Source organism: Paenibacillus humicus NBRC 102415 (genome assembly GCF_004000905.1).
In the GTDB taxonomy this organism is placed as follows: domain Bacteria; phylum Bacillota; class Bacilli; order Paenibacillales; family Paenibacillaceae; genus Paenibacillus_O; species Paenibacillus_O humicus.
In genome coordinates, this window is the sequence record NZ_BIMD01000028.1 from 54585 (window position 1) to 71590 (window position 17006).

The following is a 17006-nucleotide window of genomic DNA, read 5'->3' on the forward strand; positions in this document are numbered from 1 at the left end:
GACGACTTTAAGATCTCAATTATCTGAAAGAACTGCTCAAGTTCAATAGCTTCATTAGCAGGAATCGTCTCCAAGGTTTGAAACTCAATAGGAGGAGTGTCGCTTCCAACCATCGTATCCTGGGTGCTGACTTCTCTAACTCCTTCATGTTTTTCACCCTTGCACCGATGGTATCCATTTTTCTTCCGCTTTTATAAAAAAGGTCCCGAATGATTTTAATCATCGGGACCAATTCTAGGTGATATTTATGCTCCTGAGTCTTCAATGGAACACCAACATTAATGTCCGTACACCAACTTTAATGTCCGTACACCAACTTTAATGTCTCCGAACAGTTACAGACTTTATTACTCAGTTATAGTCTTTATTTATCAGTTACAATGTTTTTCAGTTACAAACAATTTTTAACCCATTCACGTTTTAAACCCGTCTCGCCTTCCTTACTCCACCGTCACGCTCTTCGCCAAGTTCCTTGGCTTATCCACGTCGTTGCCGAGGGCCAGCGAAGCATGGTAGCTCAGCAGCTGGAGAGGAACGACCGACAGCGCAGGCGTCAGCAGCGGAAGCGTGCGAGGAATCGAGAACACCTCGTCGACCGACTTCATGACTTCTTCCTCGTAGCCTGCGTTGGCTATGCCCAGAACATGCGCGCCGCGAGCTTTGACTTCCTTGATGTTGCTCAGCGTCTTCTCATACAGCTCTTCCTGCGTCGCCAGGGCGATGACCGGAATGCCTTCCTCGATCAGAGCCAGCGTGCCGTGCTTCAGTTCGCCGGCCGGGTAAGCCTCGGAGTGGATGTAGCTGATTTCCTTCAGCTTCAGAGATCCCTCTTGGGCGACGGCGAAGTCGAGGCCGCGTCCGATGAAGAACAGATTGGCATGTTTCGACACGGATTCGGCGACAGCCTTGAAGATGTCCGCTTGCTCCAGAATCTGCTCGACTTGCTCCGGCAGCTTCTGCATGGCGGCGATGATCTCCGCCGCTTGTTCCGCCTCGACGGTTCCGCGCTCTTGCCCTAGGTACAAACCAAGCAGGTAGAAGGCGATCAGCTGGGAGGAGTACGCTTTGGTCGAAGCGACCGCGATCTCAGGTCCCGCCCAGGTCGTGATGACATCATCCGCGTCGCGGGCGATGGAGCTGCCGACCACGTTGGTGATCGTAAGCACGCGCGCGCCGTTGCGCTTCGCTTCGCGCAGAGCGGCCAGCGTGTCTGCCGTCTCGCCGGATTGGCTTACGACGATGACGAGCGTATCAGGAGTGATGATCGGTGAACGGTACCGGTATTCGGAAGCGACATCTGTCTCTACCGGAATGCGGGCCAGGCTCTCGATGACGGTTTTGCCGACGAGACCGGCATGGTAAGCCGTTCCGCAAGCGACGATATGCACGCGGGAAATGCCGCGGATCTGCTCCGTCGTCATGCTGATTTCCTTCTTGAGATCGACCGACTTGCCGTCTTCGCTGATGCGGCTCATCATCGTGTCGCGGTAAGCCTTTGGCTGCTCATGGATTTCCTTGAGCATGAAGTGATCGAATCCGGCTTTTTCCGCGGTGACGAGATCCCAGTCGACATGGAATATTTCCTTGGAAATAATGTCGCCCGAAGTCGTCATCAGTTCGACACCGGAGCGCGTCAGAACAGCCATTTCGCCATCGTTCAGGATGTACACGTTGCGCGTATACTCCAGAATGGCCGGGATATCGGAGCCGATAAAGTTCTCATTCTCGCCGATACCGATGACGAGCGGGCTTGCGAAACGCACTGCAACCAGCTTCTCCGGCTCGTATTCGGTCAGAACGCCGAGGGCGTAAGCGCCTCTCATGCGTTTCACGGCACGCTGCACCGCTGCGACGATATCGCCGTCGTACTCGTCTGCGATCAGATGGGAGATGACCTCGGTGTCGGTTTCCGACACGAAGGTATGGCCTTTCGCGCCGAGCTCTTCCTTGAGATCCAGATAGTTTTCGACAATGCCGTTATGCACGACCGAGAACTTCGACGAGTTGTCGGTATGCGGATGGGAGTTCACATCGGACGGCTTGCCATGCGTAGCCCAGCGCGTATGACCGATGCCGACGGACCCTTGGATCGGCTCGCTGACGAGCTTCTCCTCCAGGTTGGCCAGGCGTCCCTTGGATTTGCGGATTTCCAGCCCGTTGTCCGTGAATACGGCGATGCCTGCGGAGTCATACCCGCGGTATTCCAATTTCTTGAGTCCTTCGATCAGAACTTCCTTCGAGTCACGATTGCCGATATAACCTACGATTCCACACATAGTGAAATAAACCTCCGTATGCGGCGCCGGCCGCCCGGTTGGATGCCATTAGACGCAGGCTTCCCCTGCGCCGATTCCGTTTTGTCGAATCAGTGGTGGCGCGGCAGTCCATGGGACGCCGATGACCTTAAGCAGCAGAAAACAGAACCCTGGATGTCGCCATCCTTGGCCTAGTATCCGCAGCAGCCCGATCCCTCATGCGCTCGGCGCATGTTCATACGGGCATCGCAAACCTTCAGGGCGGCAGACCCGTCCTGTAGTAGTATGTTGCTTCTAAAAGAATCTATAAGGTCCAAAAGCAAACCGGCTGCGATGCCGGCCATGCCCTCTACGTTTCATTCCTGCATGGTGCCGTTCGTTTGTAAGACCGGTTGCCCGCGTCCTTTTGCGATAACGGCTGTCGATGTCATGCCCACCGGAAGGTCCCCGCCGAATGTTTCGAACACCTTCACCTCGTCAGCTTGCTCTGGGGATGCCTCAGGAATCCAAAGGCCGCCGCTCCTCGCGAAGCTGCCCGGTCCCGCCGCTCCCGCCTGGATCTTCTATCCGGCGTCGTTGACCATGGACCGTACCCGTATGACACGGGCTATCCTTTGCTCCCGCTCCGTGGCCGGGAGTCCTGCCGAAAATCGGCATCCTTTGTTGCAAGCTCTGGCGCTTATATTGCCTGATCCAACCTCGATCCTCGCTTTCCTTCCGGAATCAAAACCAATACCCTATATCATATTCAATGCGGGCTTGAATTGCAACTGAGCGTCCGCAGTGCTTAGCCAGCTGGAAGACATTAACCCGGGAAGCGCCCGGGTTAACCGTCATCTGCTTTTTTTGAAAAAGGGGACGTTCTTAGCCGAGCTCGGCTTTTACAACGGCAACGATCTGGTCGACGTAAGCCGCTACTTGATCCTTGTCCGGGCCTTCCGCCATGACGCGGATCAAAGACTCCGTTCCCGAAGGACGTACGAGCACGCGTCCGTTGTCGCCCATCTCGCCCTCCACCTGCGCTACGGCAGCCAGAATCGACTGATTGTCGTTGTAGAGCGATTTGTCGGCCACCCGCACGTTGATGAGCACCTGCGGGTATTTGCGCATCAGGCTGCGCAGCCCGCTCAGCTTGCCGCCCGACTTCACGAGCGTATCTGTCAGCTGCAGAGCGGTCAGGATGCCGTCTCCGGTCGTATTGTGATCGAGGAAAATGACATGGCCGGACTGCTCGCCGCCCAGGTTGAAGCCGCCGCGGCGCATCTCTTCCATGACGTAGCGATCGCCTACAGCTGTCTTGGCTGTGCTCAGACCGAGGGATTCCGCCGCCTTGAAGAAGCCGATGTTGCTCATGACCGTCGTCACGACCGTGTCGTTCATGAGCTTGCCTTCGCGCTTCATGGCATCCCCCAGTATGCAGAGGATGAAGTCGCCGTCGACTTCATCGCCGTTATTGTCGATGGCGATCAAACGATCGGCGTCGCCGTCGAAGCTTAGACCGAGATCCGCTCCATGACGCAGCACTTCATCGCGCAGGTATTCCGGATGGGTCGAGCCGACGCCTTCATTGATGTTGCGGCCGTCCGGCTCCGCTCCGACCGTGATGACCTCCGCCCCCAGCTCGCGGAACACCGCCGGGGCGAGCTCGTAAGCCGCTCCGTTGGCGCAGTCGAGGACAATTTTAAGCCCCTCGAAGCGGGAAGAAACGGTCGTCTTGAGGAAATCGATATATAGACGCTTCGCATTCCCTTCATAACTCGCCGTGCCGATGTCTCCGCCCGTAGGACGCGGCAGCTCGTCGATCTCGGCGTCCATCAGGCGCTCGATCTCGTTCTCGGTCTCATCCGACAGCTTGAAGCCGTCGCCGCCGAAAAACTTGATGCCGTTGTCCTGCACCGGGTTATGCGAAGCCGAGATCATGACGCCGGCATCGGCCTTCAGCATCCGCGTCAAATAAGCGACAGCCGGAGTCGATACGACGCCGAGGCGTACGACGCTTGCGCCGATTGAAAGAAGGCCGGCGATGAGCGCCGACTCCAGCATCGGGCCGGAGATCCGGGTGTCGAGGCCGATGACCACGGTCGGCTTGTGTGCTCCAGCTGTCAGTACATAACCGCCGCAGCGGCCGATTTTATATGCAAGCTCCGGCGTGAGTTCGCTGTTCGCTACCCCGCGAACGCCGTCGGTTCCGAAATATTTGCCCATAGTGAGTGAAAAGCCCCTTTTCTGTAAGCTCCCTTTTAGCAAGCTTTTATGATAGAAATGATCAAGGATAAGAATGGTATTCATTATAAAGGGTTTAGCCCATTAAAACTATCGCAACCTTATGCCATGGAAAATGGCCCCGGAATTCATCATACGCAGACCGAGCCCAGTTGGGTTCCAAATTGCATGACAAGATAAAACTGGAATTCCAAAATGATTTGATAAAGGCTGCTTCCCCGCTCCGATAGTGCTGTGTCAGCATAGTGAAAGCAAGCGGGTATGTAAGCTATTGCCTTACGTTATTTGCTTTACTTATTTGACGTTTGCATTACGTTATTTGCTTTACAATATTTCATTACGGTATTTGCTATGCTTAACGGTTATTGCTTACGTTATTGCTTTACGGTTTTTGCTTTACGGTTTTTGCTTTACGGTTGCTTTACGGTTTTTGCTTTACGTTATTGCTTTACGTTATTGCTTTACGTTATTCGCTTTACGTATTTGACGTTTGCATTACGTTATTTGCTTTACGTTATTGGCCTTGCTGTGTACATTATTGCTGGCGTTGTTGCTATTGGCTTGTTGTACATTATTCCTGGCGTTGTTGCTTAAGTTATTGCAAGTTATTCCTGTTCGCCAGTCAGCTGCTATACATTAACTACGGTATATTAGTTGCTTGCTATGCGGGCCGTTTCTTTACGTTCGTTTCTGTAGGTGAATTTCTGCGTCGCCATACAGTTGAGATCCGGATATTTGTTTCTTGCGTTGGCCGTTTCGTCCATGCATCCTCCCGCTTATCCAGAAAGAAACATTTTCACGGAGCATTGTTCCCTCCATCAGAGGCATTGCCCTCCCCGGCAGCACCGTCTCCTGCCGGCTCATTCCCTGCGCCGCCATCATTGCCGGGCGAAGGGCTGGGCGAAGGAGACGGACTGCTCTCGGGCAAGCCCGAGGCAGGCTCGCTGGCAACGAGCTTGACGGTCACGAGCGGCGGCTCGCCGACAGCTTGGACACCGTTTGGCAGCGTCAAAGCGAGCCGCACCTCATGAGCGCCCTCTGCGAGATTCGCCAGGCTGGCGACAGCGCGGATATCCGCAGCGGTCAGCCGGCCCAGCTCCTCCGGAGTGCCGCTTACCTGGATGTCTACGGTTCCGTCCCGGGGCGCCTCCAGCGCTGCATCCAGTCCCCTCGGCGTATTCTCGAAGGTGACGGGGACCTGGAGCGTCTTCGTCCCCGAAGAAGACAATGTCACGGTTACGGTGACTTTGGACGGCTCGACCGCCTTCAGTCCTTCGGGAGGCAGCAGCTCCAGCTCGACATCGCCCGAGCTGCGGATCTGGCTGAGATCCACGTCAGCAGCCAGCTGGTTGACTTCGTCGAGAAGCCCTCTCGGCCCGTACAGCCTGACGGTGCTCGACTTGGACTGGATTCCGCCCAGCGTCAAGCCGCCGGGCAGGCTGCCCTTATAACCGATCTGCAGAGGGACTTCCTTGCTTGGCATCGTCAGCGGCACCTCTACATCCAGAGTGCTGGGGTTCAGCGCCGCTCCTTTGATTTCGTTGCCCGATTTGTCGAACACGGAGATTTTGGCTTTCTTCTCATGCACGGGCGCATCTTCTCCATCTACATTGACGAAAACCTTGACGGAGCCGACGCGGGCAAGATCCTGAGCCGGCAGCGTGACCTCCACCGTGCTTCCCGGCTTGATGACAGGCGTTCCCAGCTCATACCCTTCCACCGGCTTGCCTTGGGTAACGACGCCCGCCTCGAACGTTCCTTTTTCCAGGCGGTCGATGACGACCTGAACCTGGCTCGGCGACAGCGTCACGAGCTCGATTCCCCTGGGCAGCTTGCCTACCGTCAGCGGAATGGTATAGGTTCCCGGGCCCTTGCCTTCCAGATTGACGCTGATGGAGTAATCGTCGTTCGTCGTAAAGGCAAGCGCGGACCGGCTGCCCTTGACCATCATCTTGGCCACGCTCGGCTCCAGCAGCTTGAGCGAATAAGCCGACTCGTCCAGACCGGTCGTCTGGATTTTCACGACATCGACGCTTTGGGTCTCGGTCGTGGAGGCGACGGTGTTGGGCGTGGACTCCGGATCGAAATGCACCACGGCCCAAAGCAGGATGCCGATGACGACCGACAGGATCTTGATGGCCGTTGGATGGCTGAGCCATTTATCCATTGGCATCGCCTTCTTTCTTTTTGCGCAGGCTGAATCTGGATCTCTGCTTCGCTTTCACGGAGCTTTGCAGCGTCAGCTCCTCGAACAGCTTGGAGATGAGAGACTCCTCCTTGATGTCCCGCACGATGATGCCGCCAACGGCAAGAGTAACCTGTCCCGTCTCTTCGGAGACGACGACGGATACCGCATCGGTCACTTCGCTGACTCCGATCGCGGCGCGGTGGCGGGTTCCGAGCTCCTTGCTGATGAAGGGGTTCTCGGAGAGAGGCAAATAACAGGCGGCCGCCGTGATTTGCGGTCCCCGGATGATGACCGCTCCGTCGTGGAGCGGCGTGTTCGGAGTGAAAATATTGATGAGCAGCTCCGAGCTGATGCGCGATTCCATCTTGATGCCGGATTCGATCAGCTCCGTAAGGCCGGTCATGCGCTCGAATACGATGAGCGCTCCGATCCGGCGCTTGGACATGAACTGTATCGCCTTGATCAGCTCGGTAATCCGCTCGTTGAGCTGATCCCGATCCGCCGACGAGGTGCGTGCGAACAGCTTGCCCCGGCCGAGCTGCTCCAGCGCCCGGCGCAGCTCCGGCTGGAAGATGACGAGCACCGTCACGACTCCGAAGGTGAACATTTGGTTCATGAGCCACTTCAAGGTGTACAGATCCAGCCAGGTGCTGATGGCCCAAGTCGCCACAAGCATGAAGATCCCTTTGATCAGCTGCACGGCCCGGGTGCCACGTACCAGCAGAATTAGCTTGTATATGATATAACTGACGATGCCGATGTCGATCACGTTGCGGATCCAGCTCTGCCAAGTCATTTCCGTGAAAAATCTCATGTTTGATACCCCCGCCCGCTGCCTGCCGGATGTCTTTTTTTCTGTTGTCCGCAGGCTGACCCTGAGTGTTGTGCTAACCCTATTCTTTTCTAGTTAGCTTACCACAAATCCTTGTCAAGCAAAAAAAAAGCTCCCTTGCGCAGGGAGCGTGGCCTGTAGCCTTCACGGAGTGCTTCCGAAAGTCTGGGTCACCTTGTACCAAAGCCGGTCCAGCAGCTGGTCGATCTTGCGTGTCTGACCGGCGATGTGAGCCGTGGAGGCCGTCAGCAGAGAGCCGTCCACAACCGTGACGCTGCCCTGCACGTCTCCCCGCACGTCGGCGATGCCGTTCTCGACCGTCAGGCTGCCCTTCAGATGGGCGCCTTCGGGAACGATGACCGTATGACCGTCGATGACGACCTGTCTCAGATCGTCGCCGCGCACGATAAGCTCGGAACCGTTGTTGACGGCAGGCGTGAAGCTGGCCAGCATGACCAGCACGAAGACAGCCGCTGCCGTCAAGGCAGGATGTCTGCGAATCCATCCCGTCCAATCTCTATGACGAGCCGGAGGGGGAATTTGTTTTAGAATTCTTTCGGTCAGCGCCGCCGAAGCCGCAGGCGCAAGCATCGGCTCCCTCGGTTCCGTCATGGCGGAGGATAGCAGCGCCTCGGTCTTCTCGAGCTGCTCGAAGCGTGCCCGGCATCCCGGACAGGAAAGCAGATGCTCCTTCAGAACGACGGCGTCCTCGCGGGGCAGCTCGCCGTCTATATAGTCATGCATCCAAACGATGGCGACATTGCATTTCATGGCAGCCAGTCCTTTCTTCAGGGAACGGGTCGTTTCCCGATGACTTTTGAAAAACGCGCTGATCGGCGCTCTACTTCATAGCTTACGTTGCGAGATCGGGTTGTGTTTCGTTTTTTTGAGCCTGTTATGTGAAGCCCTGCGGCTTATAATTTGTGCTCAAGCTTCTTGCGGAGGAATTCCCTTCCCCTATGGACGCGCGTCTTGATCGTCGTGACCGGCATATCGAGCACATCGCTGATCTCCTGCAGCGACAAGTCCTCCAAGTAACGCAGCACCATGACGGATTTGTACTTTGGAGGCAGCGTCTCGATCGCGGTGCGGATGATCCGCTGGGTCTCCGACAGCAGCACCTCGTCCTCCGGAGATGCATCCTCGCTGGCGAACATGGAATAACCGTCCAGCCCGTCATGCTCCGGCACCTCCGCATCCAGCGAGAAGCCCGGCTTGCGGCGGCGCAGCCGGTCGATGGCCAGATTGGTCGTAATCCGGTAGATCCAGGTCGAGAACTTCATCGACTCGTCATACCGCTCCATATTGCGGAACACCCTCAGGAACGTCTCCTGAACGGCATCCTCCGCTTCCTGGCGGTTGTACAGCATCCGGTAAGCCAAATGGTATAACTTGTCCTGATACATGCCAACCAAATCCGCAAACGCCCGCTGGTCTCCCTTGAGCGCGAGGCGGATGAGGTTGGCTTCGATGGATTTCACTGCATTCATTCCTCCAGACTTGCCGGACTTTCCTTGGCGGGAGCCTTCTGCGCCAGCGCGATGCCGGCCAGAATAGCCGCTATGCCTCCCAGCTGGAGGGCGCTGAGCGTCTCTCCTCCGATCAGCCAGGCTGCCGCTGCCGCTACCGGCAGCTCCATGGCCCCCAGCAGCGCGGCAAGGCTGCTCCCTATGCGCGGAATCCCGATCGTGAACAGCAGCGTGGGGATAACTTGCCCGAGCAGCGCAAGCATGACCGCCCACAAGACGAGCCGGGGTTCGGCGTCTCCTGCCCATGCGCCTCTGCCGAACAGCGCCAGGACCAATATAAATCCGAATGTGACCATTATAGCAGAAGCCGCGGAAGGATTGAGATCCGCCCGGAATCGTCCGGTTCCCGCCAGATACAGGCTGTAGGTGACCGCGGCGCCTAGTCCGCACAACAGCGGCATGGCCGCGGCGTGCGGCCAGGAGGCTCTGCCGATTCCGAGCGCGAGTACCGTGCCCGCCAGAATGACCGCCACGCATCCCAGCCTTCCCCAGCCGGGAAGACGGCGGCTCCAGATACTGTCTAGCGCAATCGTAATCCAGGTGAACTGAAAAAGCAAGACGATGGCAAAGGAGGCCTTGAGCCCTTGCAGGGCTTGATTGTACAGCACCGTCGTCATCGCGAGTCCTGCCGTGCCGATGAGAGCAAGCCCCGCCCATTGCCCCATGGATAGACGGGGCCGCAAGGAAGCCCCCCGCCGTTTCCCCGCCGCTGCAGCCACGATCCACAGCATCGCGGTCCCGGCAGCCAGCTGATGCACGACAACCTGGCTGAACGTATAACCGAATCCATACACATGCTTGATGAGCGGCGACATCAATCCGTAGCTGGATGCCCCGAGCAGCACGAGCAGCACGGATGTCCAATAGCCTTCTCTTGCCAGTCTCCCCATAGCCTCTGGACGCCCCTTTCAGGCCGGGAAAGGCAGCAAGAAGGCCGCAGCGCTCATAGTTGAGCAGTGCGGCCGCTTGCTGCCTTTCCTTCGGATGAACCAGTCAACCTGGTGTAGATGAGGTGCTTTTCCGTTCAGGCTATCAGCCTGTATTGCGGAGGCCTGCGGCAATTCCGTTGATCGTGAGCAGCACTTCGCGCAGCAGATGGGCGTTGTCGCCCTCTTCCTGGCGCAGCTCCGTCAGCAGCTCCACTTGAAGATAGCTGAGCGGATCGACGTATGGATTGCGCAAGCGGATCGATTCCTGTATGACCGGAACGTTGTCCAGCAAGTCCTTTTGTCCCGTAATGTCGAGAATGAACTTCAACGTCAGAGCGTATTCCTCCTCGACGAGGCGGAAGATCCGGTCACGGACCCCATCGTTCTGAATCATGCCGGCATATTCTCTAGCGATGATCAGATCGGCTTTGGCCATGGCCATTTGCAGGTTGTCGACAAGCGAGCGGAAGAACGGGAAGTCCTTGTACATCTCCTGAAGGGTCTGGAGCCGCTTCTCATCCGCGCCGGCATAACTCCGGAACGCGGTTCCGGCGGCGTACCAGGCCGGAAGCAGGTAACGGCTCTGCGTCCAGGCGAATACCCAAGGAATCGCGCGCAGATCCTCGAAGCGGTCGCTGTTCTTGCGCTTGGACGGGCGCGACCCGATGTTGAGCTCGCCCACTTCGGACAGCGGAGTCGTTCCCTTGAAGAACTCCATGAAGTCCGGATCCCGGAAGATCAGATCCTGGTACTTCCGCTGAGCCGTCTCGGAGATCTCCTTGGCGATCTCATTCCATTCCGGATTTTCGGGAGCCATTTGCTCCGGATGCATCGCGAGCCGCGCCGCGGTCAGCAGCGCCCAAGTCGCCTGCTCCAGGCTGCGGTACGCGATTCCTTGCATCGAGTAGCGCGACGAGAGCACCTCGCCCTGCTCCGTGATCTTGATTCCGCCTCCGATCGTATGCGGAGGCTGAGCGAGAATGCTGCGGCCGAGCGGCATGCCGCCCCGGCCCAGCGCCCCGCCCCGGCCATGGAAGAACTTGAGCTTGACGCCGTATTGCGCGCCCGTCTCCGTAATATCGTTGAGGGCCATGCGCAGCTCCCAGTTGGCCGTTACGACACCGCCGTCCTTGTTGCTGTCGGAGTAGCCCAGCATGATCTCATGCTGGTTGCCTCTTGCCTCGACGGCTTGGCGGTACAGCGGCAGCTCGAACAGCCTCTTCATGATCTCCGGCGCGGCATGCAGGTCGTCAATCGTCTCGAAGAGCGGCACCGACTGGAGCGTGCATCGCACCGAGCCGTCCGCTTCCTTGCGGAAGAGGCCCACTTCCTTGGCGAATACCATGACCTCCAGCATATCGCTGGCGCCTTGGGTCATGCTGATCAGGTAGCTGGAAATGCAGTCCGTGCCGAACTCCTGCTGGGCGCGGTACACGGTCTGGTAGACGTCCAGGCATTCGCGGGTGCTCTCGGAATAATCCAGATGGCCCGACGTAAGCGGACGCGGATCGTCCAGCAGCTTGGCCAGCAGCGCGATCTTCTCTTCTTCGCCCATCGCTGCGTAGTCCTCGACGATATGCATCTTCGCCAGAACCTCCGCCATGGCGTTCTCATGCTCCTGACTGTGCTGGCGGATGTCGAGCGCAGCCATATGGAAGCCGAACAGCTCCACCTGGCGGATCAGCTTGCGGACATGCGTATCGGCCGTATAATCCGCATAATGGGAACGCAGGCTGCGGTCGATGAGCAGCAGGTCCTCCTTGAATTCATCCGGACTGCCGTAGCGCGTGGACGAGCCGCGAAGGGAATCGTCTCCCGTGTTGACAAGCTTCTCAAGCATGTAGCTGAGCTTGATCTTGTACGGCTCCTTGACGTTGCGCCATCTGTCGACGCCTCGCAGCTCGACGCTCTGCTGATCCTTTGCGATGGAATCCATCAGCTCCGCCGGCACTTCCACGATATTCGTGCTGAAGCTGAGAATCTCCATCCATTGCTTCAGGACGGTCTCATACTTGCGGAGCGCGAGCTGCTTGTGCAGCGTCAGCGTCTCCCAGGTCACCTTGGCCTTGACGGAAGGGTTGCCGTCCCGGTCGCCGCCGATCCACGAGCCGAACTTCAGGTAAGTCGGCACATGCCACTGCTCTTCCGGATAATATTTGTGAAGGCAGCGCTCCAGTTCCTCGTAGACGTTGGGAAGAACTTCGAACAGCGTTTCGTCGAAATAATAAAGGCCGTTGCGCACCTCGTCGATGACCGTAGGCTTGCGGTCGCGCAGCTCATCGGTCTGCCAAAGGATGAGCACTTCATTGAGCAGCCCTTCGCGCAGCTTCTCCCGCTCCCGGTAGGTCAGGTTCGGATTGTCCAGCTCCATCATGCCGACAGCGATCCGCTTGTGGATGTCCTGCACGACGCGGCGGGTCGCCTCCGTCGGATGAGCCGTCATGACGAGCTCGAGGGAAATGTCGTTCAGCATGGACTTCACGTCGTCGATGGAGATATGGCGCTCCTGCAGCCCTTGGACAGCCGCTTCGATCGAGCCTGGCTGCACCGCTTCTCCAGCCGAGCGCTCATAGTCCCTCTTGCGGCGGATCCGATGGTTCTGTTCTGCAATATTGACCAGCTGGAAATAGATTGCAAATGCCCGGATAACCTGATGGCGGATATCTGGGTCCAGCGTCGTAATCGTCTTCTTGAACTCATCGTACAGCTCCGTCACGAACTCGGCGCGCAGCGCCTTGCTCATCTCGCGGATTCTCTCCACGACTTCTAGCAGCTCCTTGCCGCCCTGGTGAACGAGTACATCCCCTAGAATATTTCCCAAGAAACGGACGTCTCGGCGCAGCAGATTATTCGATTGCGGGCGATTCGCCGCTTGGGCGGTTACAGCCTGTTCCGACATTCTGTTCCTCCTCCAGGTTCCTTGCCCAAGGCGGGCGGAACCGCATCGTTAGCGTAGAGTGCATGAAATGGCTGATTTTGCAAACACGGTAAGCGCGGCTGCTCTCCTGCTAGCCCCGCTCCGGTTACCGGTACGCTGAATAACAAGGCGTCGTATCGAGGCGTACGGCATGTTCATGCCATTACCTCAAACCCTTGCTGCTCAAACGTCATGTACGGCCGGCCCTCTGGCCCGTCTTACCCGCTAACTGGTGCCTAAAAATCGCTTTAATCATCATACTACAAAACCTTTTGGGATAGAAGACTGTCGAAGCCAGTATTTTTTGGTGAGTCACAGCGGTAAAGCAGCGGCATCCATACGCGGTATACAAGAAAAAAGCCTTGAGTCGCTCAAGGCTTTTCGGCTTTGTTCCATATCGGCCGGCTGTCGTACCGGATCAGCTCACTGACCGTAACGAACCGGTACCCCTGTTTCTTCAGGCTGGGAAGAATCTGTTTCAGCGCTTCGATCGTCTGCATGCTGTGCTCCACCCGGTCATGGAAAAGAATGATATCGCCGCTCCGCACGTTCCGCATGACTTTATTCACGATGGCGCTTGTGCCCGGCCGAGCCCAATCGCGCGTGTCCTGATGCCATGACCAGAGGATCGTCATCATCCCTTCTTGTTTCATCGCTTGCAGCATCCGCTCGTTGTAAATGCCTCCCGGCGGCCGGAACAGCACCGGCTTGATGCCGGTAATGCCGGTCAGCACCGCCTGGCTGCGCTTCACTTCACGGATCAGCTTGTCTACTTGAGGCGGCTGCCTCATCAGATGGGTATACGTATGGTTGGCTACTTCATGGCCTTCCTCCGCTTCCCTTCTTACGACATCCGGATATTTCTCCGCATTTTTACCGATGACGAAAAAAGTAGCCTTCGCTTCGTATTCCTTCAGTACGTCGAGGATGAGGGCGGTCTTTACCGGGTCAGGTCCGTCGTCGAAAGTCATCGCGATTACTTTTTGATCGGATCTCACCTCCCATAACGCCTGGCCCGTAGACTCGAAATAGTCTCTGCCCTTCTCCCCCTGAGGCGCCGCGTACCCGGTACCGATAATCGCTGCTATGCCGAGCAGCATCCAGCGCGGCTTTTTCGCCGCACCGACAAATCTCTTCGTAGGCATCTTGCAACCCCCTTGCATGGGCTAGGCAACCCGATTCTCATTCCGATTCAGGTTTCCCAAGGGGGCCGCATTCCATCCCAAAAACAACAATCCAAACAAAAAATCCCTGCCCGAGGGCAAGGATTAGAAAGGTTATGTAAATATGGAGCGGGTGATGGGAATCGAACCCACGCTATCAGCTTGGAAGGCTGAAGTTCTACCATTGAACTACACCCGCAAACTAAATGGTCGGGATGACACGATTTGAACATGCGACCCCCTGGTCCCAAACCAGGTGCTCTACCAAGCTGAGCTACATCCCGATATTTAAATGGCGTGCCCGGAGAGATTCGAACTCCCGACCTTTTGATTCGTAGTCAAATGCTCTATCCAGCTGAGCTACGGGCACACACTATGGAGCGGAAGACGGGAATCGAACCCGCGACCCTCGCCTTGGCAAGGCGATGCTCTACCGCTGAGCCACTTCCGCTTGTTGTCATCGCTTTTGTTCAGCGCGACAAGTAATAATATATCAGCTTGCCCAAAGGAATGCAAGTGTTTTTTTGAAATTGTTTTTTGTTCTTTTAAACCTTCTGCATCTCCCGGATTTCCTGTATCATTTTGTCGCGTTCGGAAGATTTGAGCCTTGGACAAGTATAGCAGTATTTCGCGAAGTCCGTCATGTAAGCCAGGCAGCATGAAGCCCGCATCATGCTCTGCTCCCCGGGCTTGTACGGATTGTCCACATATCTCATCGGAATGGCCAGCGGATTGCGATCCAACCCTACCTTCTCGCCTGGCATTTCAGTCAGCACATAACGAAAGTCCGATTCCAAGGACATGAATTCATTTTCTGCGGGGGAGTCTGCAAGCAGTGTCGCCTTGGTATAGTTCAGATTGGTCGCCATGAGCCGCCACAGGTCGTTCTGGCGAACGCCGGACACATCAGCGAAGGTGCGGAAAATAGGTGCGATCAGCTCTCCGTATAAACGGTCCATGACGGTCTGCGGGTCGATAGCCGAGCCGTCGCCTTCCACTGTGACAAGCGTGGCGGAGGAAGGCATGAAGCTGATGGAAGCGTACGCTCCCGGCTTGGCAAGCACGACGGTCCAATCCTGCGGAGCTACCGACAGGCAGCCGCCGCGGCTGGCCAGGAGCCAATGCACCGCGCTCGTAAGGCTTCTCGCCCAGGAACAGAAGTAAGTAGCCGAAGGCTGAATCGAAGTGGACGGAAGCAGGCCTGCATACAGCTCCAGGAACCGGGATGCCGTGTCTGGCCGCGCCAGCTCCTCTGCGGTAGCGGTCATATGAATTCCATCGGGAAGCTCCCAGAGCAGTCCATGCTTGTCTGAAAGCTTCTGCCTGATATCTGCGTTCATGCTTATCCCTCGATTCCTAAACTCCGTTACTAGACGTTCTAGCGGCCCGAAACAGCCGCCTGCAATACCTGCTGCGGCTCCAATGCCGCTGCAGCTACCGTTTCCCTGCGCTTTTCTTTGGGCGCCAAAGCGTATGGAAGGCACAGAGGAACTCCTGTACGCGGATCCGATACGATATCGGCTTCGATGCCGAATACATCCCTCATTACGGCAGGCGTCATGACTTCAGCCGGCGCGCCCTCGGCCATAACTCGGCCTGATTTGATCGCGATCATATGGTGGGCGAAGCGCGAGGCATGGTTCAAGTCATGGACCACCATGACAATCGTCCTCTTCGCCTGCTCGTTCAGCTCTTCAAGAAGCTGCAGAACGTCGAGCTGATGAGCCATATCGAGAAATGTCGTCGGTTCGTCGAGGAAGAGGATATCCGTCTCCTGAGCCAGCGCCATGGCAATCCATCCCCGCTGCCGCTGTCCGCCCGACAGCTGGTCCACAGGACGATCCGCGAATTCCGTCATGCTCGTCGCCTGAAGCGCCCAGTCCACGATCTCGCGGTCTTCCTTGCGCATGGAGGCAAATCCCTTCTGATAAGGGAACCGGCCGTAGGAGACAAGCTCCTGCACCGTCAGGCCATCGGGAGCCGTCGGGTTCTGAGGCAGAATCGCCAATTCCTTGGCGACTTCCTTGGTGGCCTGCTTATGGATGGACTTGCCGTCAAGCAGCACCTGTCCGTTTTGAGGAGACATCAGGCGAGCCATCGTCTTCAGAATCGTCGACTTGCCGGAGCCGTTAGACCCTACCAGCGCCGTGATTTTCCCCTGAGGAATGCTCAGGTTGAGGTCACGGACGATCTGTCTCTTTTCATAGGCTATATCCAGCTGGCTGGTCGTCAATCGAACCATGGCTGCAAGCTCCTCTCTGCTTATGCGGATCGCTGCGACCCGATTATTTGATAACGATTATCATTATACAATGTATGATAACGGTTCTCAATTGAAATGTCAAAGATTTATGTGGTTAAGCCGCTCGCGACGATTCAGCCTTTTATTCGGAAAAACAAAAAAAACCTTGATTTCTCAAGGTTTTGTGGATGCGCGTAGAGGGACTTGAACCCCCACGCCGAAGGCGCCAGATCCTAAGTCTGGTGCGTCTGCCAATTCCGCCATACGCGCAAACAAAAAAAGTGAGCCATGAAGGACTCGAACCTTCGACACCCTGATTAAAAGTCAGGTGCTCTACCAACTGAGCTAATGGCTCGCAAATGGCTGGGGATTCAGGGATCGAACCTGAGAATGACGGAGTCAAAGTCCGTTGCCTTACCGCTTGGCTAATCCCCAACAGGCATATGGTGGAAGCTGAGGGGATCGAACCCCCGACCCTCTGCTTGTAAGGCAGATGCTCTCCCAGCTGAGCTAAGCTTCCTCAATAATTTGCCCACTGAACCATTTACTATGTAAAAATAAAAAAAATGGTGACCCGTAGGGGATTCGAACCCCTGTTACCTCCGTGAAAGGGAGGTGTCTTAACCCCTTGACCAACGGGCCACGCTTGTGGAGCTCTCAACCGGGATCGAACCGGTGACCTCATCCTTACCATGGATGCACTCTACCTACTGAGCTATGAGAGCAAA

11 protein-coding genes and 10 tRNA genes are annotated in these 17006 nt (G+C 56.6%); all 21 read right to left on the reverse strand.

Annotated elements, in window-relative coordinates:
- Positions 1-440 precede the first annotated feature (440 nt).
- Positions 441-2276 (reverse strand): glutamine--fructose-6-phosphate transaminase (isomerizing), encoded by a 1836-nt coding sequence (gene glmS, locus PHU01S_RS16495; protein ID WP_127508608.1) that lies wholly within the window; start codon positions 2274-2276, stop codon positions 441-443.
- An 843-nt stretch (positions 2277-3119) separates the two neighbouring features.
- On the reverse strand, positions 3120-4460 hold the full coding sequence (gene glmM / locus PHU01S_RS16500) for a phosphoglucosamine mutase (protein WP_048748689.1): 1341 nt from the start codon (positions 4458-4460) through the stop codon (positions 3120-3122).
- Positions 4461-5274: 814 nt separating this feature from the next.
- On the reverse strand, positions 5275-6645 hold the full coding sequence (locus PHU01S_RS16505; protein ID WP_048748688.1) for a CdaR family protein: 1371 nt from the start codon (positions 6643-6645) through the stop codon (positions 5275-5277).
- Positions 6638-7480, reverse strand: a complete 843-nt coding sequence (gene cdaA, locus PHU01S_RS16510; RefSeq protein WP_048746329.1) for a diadenylate cyclase CdaA — start codon at positions 7478-7480, stop codon at positions 6638-6640. Before cdaA ends, PHU01S_RS16505 begins: the two co-directional genes overlap by 8 nt.
- 162 nt (positions 7481-7642) lie before the next feature.
- On the reverse strand, positions 7643-8269 hold the full coding sequence (locus tag PHU01S_RS16515; RefSeq protein ID WP_048746328.1) for a zf-HC2 domain-containing protein: 627 nt from the start codon (positions 8267-8269) through the stop codon (positions 7643-7645).
- 143 nt (positions 8270-8412) lie between these two features.
- The gene (sigW, locus tag PHU01S_RS16520; RefSeq protein ID WP_174806379.1) at positions 8413-8979 is read right to left on the reverse strand and encodes an RNA polymerase sigma factor SigW; all 567 of its coding nucleotides are present in this window, start codon (positions 8977-8979) and stop codon (positions 8413-8415) included.
- 5 nt (positions 8980-8984) lie between these two features.
- Complete coding sequence (locus tag PHU01S_RS16525; protein ID WP_048746327.1) at positions 8985-9917, reverse strand: EamA family transporter; 933 nt, start codon at positions 9915-9917, stop codon at positions 8985-8987.
- Positions 9918-10059: 142 nt separating this feature from the next.
- Positions 10060-12855 carry a phosphoenolpyruvate carboxylase gene (ppc, locus tag PHU01S_RS16530; protein ID WP_127508611.1) on the reverse strand — a complete coding sequence of 932 codons (2796 nt, stop codon included), beginning with the start codon at positions 12853-12855 and terminating at the stop codon, positions 10060-10062.
- A 389-nt stretch (positions 12856-13244) separates the two neighbouring features.
- A complete protein-coding gene (locus tag PHU01S_RS16535) occupies positions 13245-14018 on the reverse strand; it encodes a polysaccharide deacetylase family protein (RefSeq protein WP_048746325.1) in 774 nt (257 codons plus the stop codon).
- 143 nt (positions 14019-14161) lie between these two features.
- Positions 14162-14235: transfer RNA gene (locus tag PHU01S_RS16540), tRNA-Gly, on the reverse strand.
- 8 nt (positions 14236-14243) lie between these two features.
- A tRNA-Pro gene (locus PHU01S_RS16545) sits at positions 14244-14320 on the reverse strand.
- Between the two features lie 9 nt (positions 14321-14329).
- Positions 14330-14406, reverse strand: a tRNA-Arg gene (locus PHU01S_RS16550).
- A gap of 6 nt (positions 14407-14412) precedes the next feature.
- Positions 14413-14487: transfer RNA gene (locus PHU01S_RS16555), tRNA-Gly, on the reverse strand.
- A 94-nt stretch (positions 14488-14581) separates the two neighbouring features.
- Positions 14582-15376 carry a (2Fe-2S)-binding protein gene (locus tag PHU01S_RS16560; protein ID WP_049868856.1) on the reverse strand — a complete coding sequence of 265 codons (795 nt, stop codon included), beginning with the start codon at positions 15374-15376 and terminating at the stop codon, positions 14582-14584.
- A gap of 38 nt (positions 15377-15414) precedes the next feature.
- Positions 15415-16278 (reverse strand): ABC transporter ATP-binding protein, encoded by an 864-nt coding sequence (locus PHU01S_RS16565; RefSeq protein ID WP_048746324.1) that lies wholly within the window; start codon positions 16276-16278, stop codon positions 15415-15417.
- 189 nt (positions 16279-16467) lie between these two features.
- A tRNA-Leu gene (locus tag PHU01S_RS16570) sits at positions 16468-16548 on the reverse strand.
- A gap of 12 nt (positions 16549-16560) precedes the next feature.
- Positions 16561-16633: transfer RNA gene (locus tag PHU01S_RS16575), tRNA-Lys, on the reverse strand.
- Between the two features lie 5 nt (positions 16634-16638).
- Positions 16639-16713 (reverse strand) — tRNA-Gln (locus PHU01S_RS16580).
- A gap of 9 nt (positions 16714-16722) precedes the next feature.
- A tRNA-Val gene (locus PHU01S_RS16585) sits at positions 16723-16798 on the reverse strand.
- A 47-nt stretch (positions 16799-16845) separates the two neighbouring features.
- Positions 16846-16920: transfer RNA gene (locus PHU01S_RS16590), tRNA-Glu, on the reverse strand.
- A 7-nt stretch (positions 16921-16927) separates the two neighbouring features.
- Positions 16928-17003: transfer RNA gene (locus PHU01S_RS16595), tRNA-Thr, on the reverse strand.
- Positions 17004-17006 lie beyond the last annotated feature (3 nt).

Coding starts and splice junctions, on each gene's coding strand:
- PHU01S_RS16560 (WP_049868856.1), bottom strand. CDS start 15,376: ATGAACGCAGATATCAGGCAGAAGCTTTCAGACAAGCATGGACTGCTC.
- PHU01S_RS16515 (WP_048746328.1), bottom strand. CDS start 8,269: ATGAAATGCAATGTCGCCATCGTTTGGATGCATGACTATATAGACGGC.
- PHU01S_RS16525 (WP_048746327.1), bottom strand. CDS start 9,917: ATGGGGAGACTGGCAAGAGAAGGCTATTGGACATCCGTGCTGCTCGTG.
- PHU01S_RS16535 (WP_048746325.1), bottom strand. CDS start 14,018: ATGCCTACGAAGAGATTTGTCGGTGCGGCGAAAAAGCCGCGCTGGATG.
- ppc (WP_127508611.1), bottom strand. CDS start 12,855: ATGTCGGAACAGGCTGTAACCGCCCAAGCGGCGAATCGCCCGCAATCG.
- glmM (WP_048748689.1), bottom strand. CDS start 4,460: ATGGGCAAATATTTCGGAACCGACGGCGTTCGCGGGGTAGCGAACAGC.
- cdaA (WP_048746329.1), bottom strand. CDS start 7,480: ATGAGATTTTTCACGGAAATGACTTGGCAGAGCTGGATCCGCAACGTG.
- glmS (WP_127508608.1), bottom strand. CDS start 2,276: ATGTGTGGAATCGTAGGTTATATCGGCAATCGTGACTCGAAGGAAGTT.
- PHU01S_RS16565 (WP_048746324.1), bottom strand. CDS start 16,278: ATGGTTCGATTGACGACCAGCCAGCTGGATATAGCCTATGAAAAGAGA.
- PHU01S_RS16505 (WP_048748688.1), bottom strand. CDS start 6,645: ATGGATAAATGGCTCAGCCATCCAACGGCCATCAAGATCCTGTCGGTC.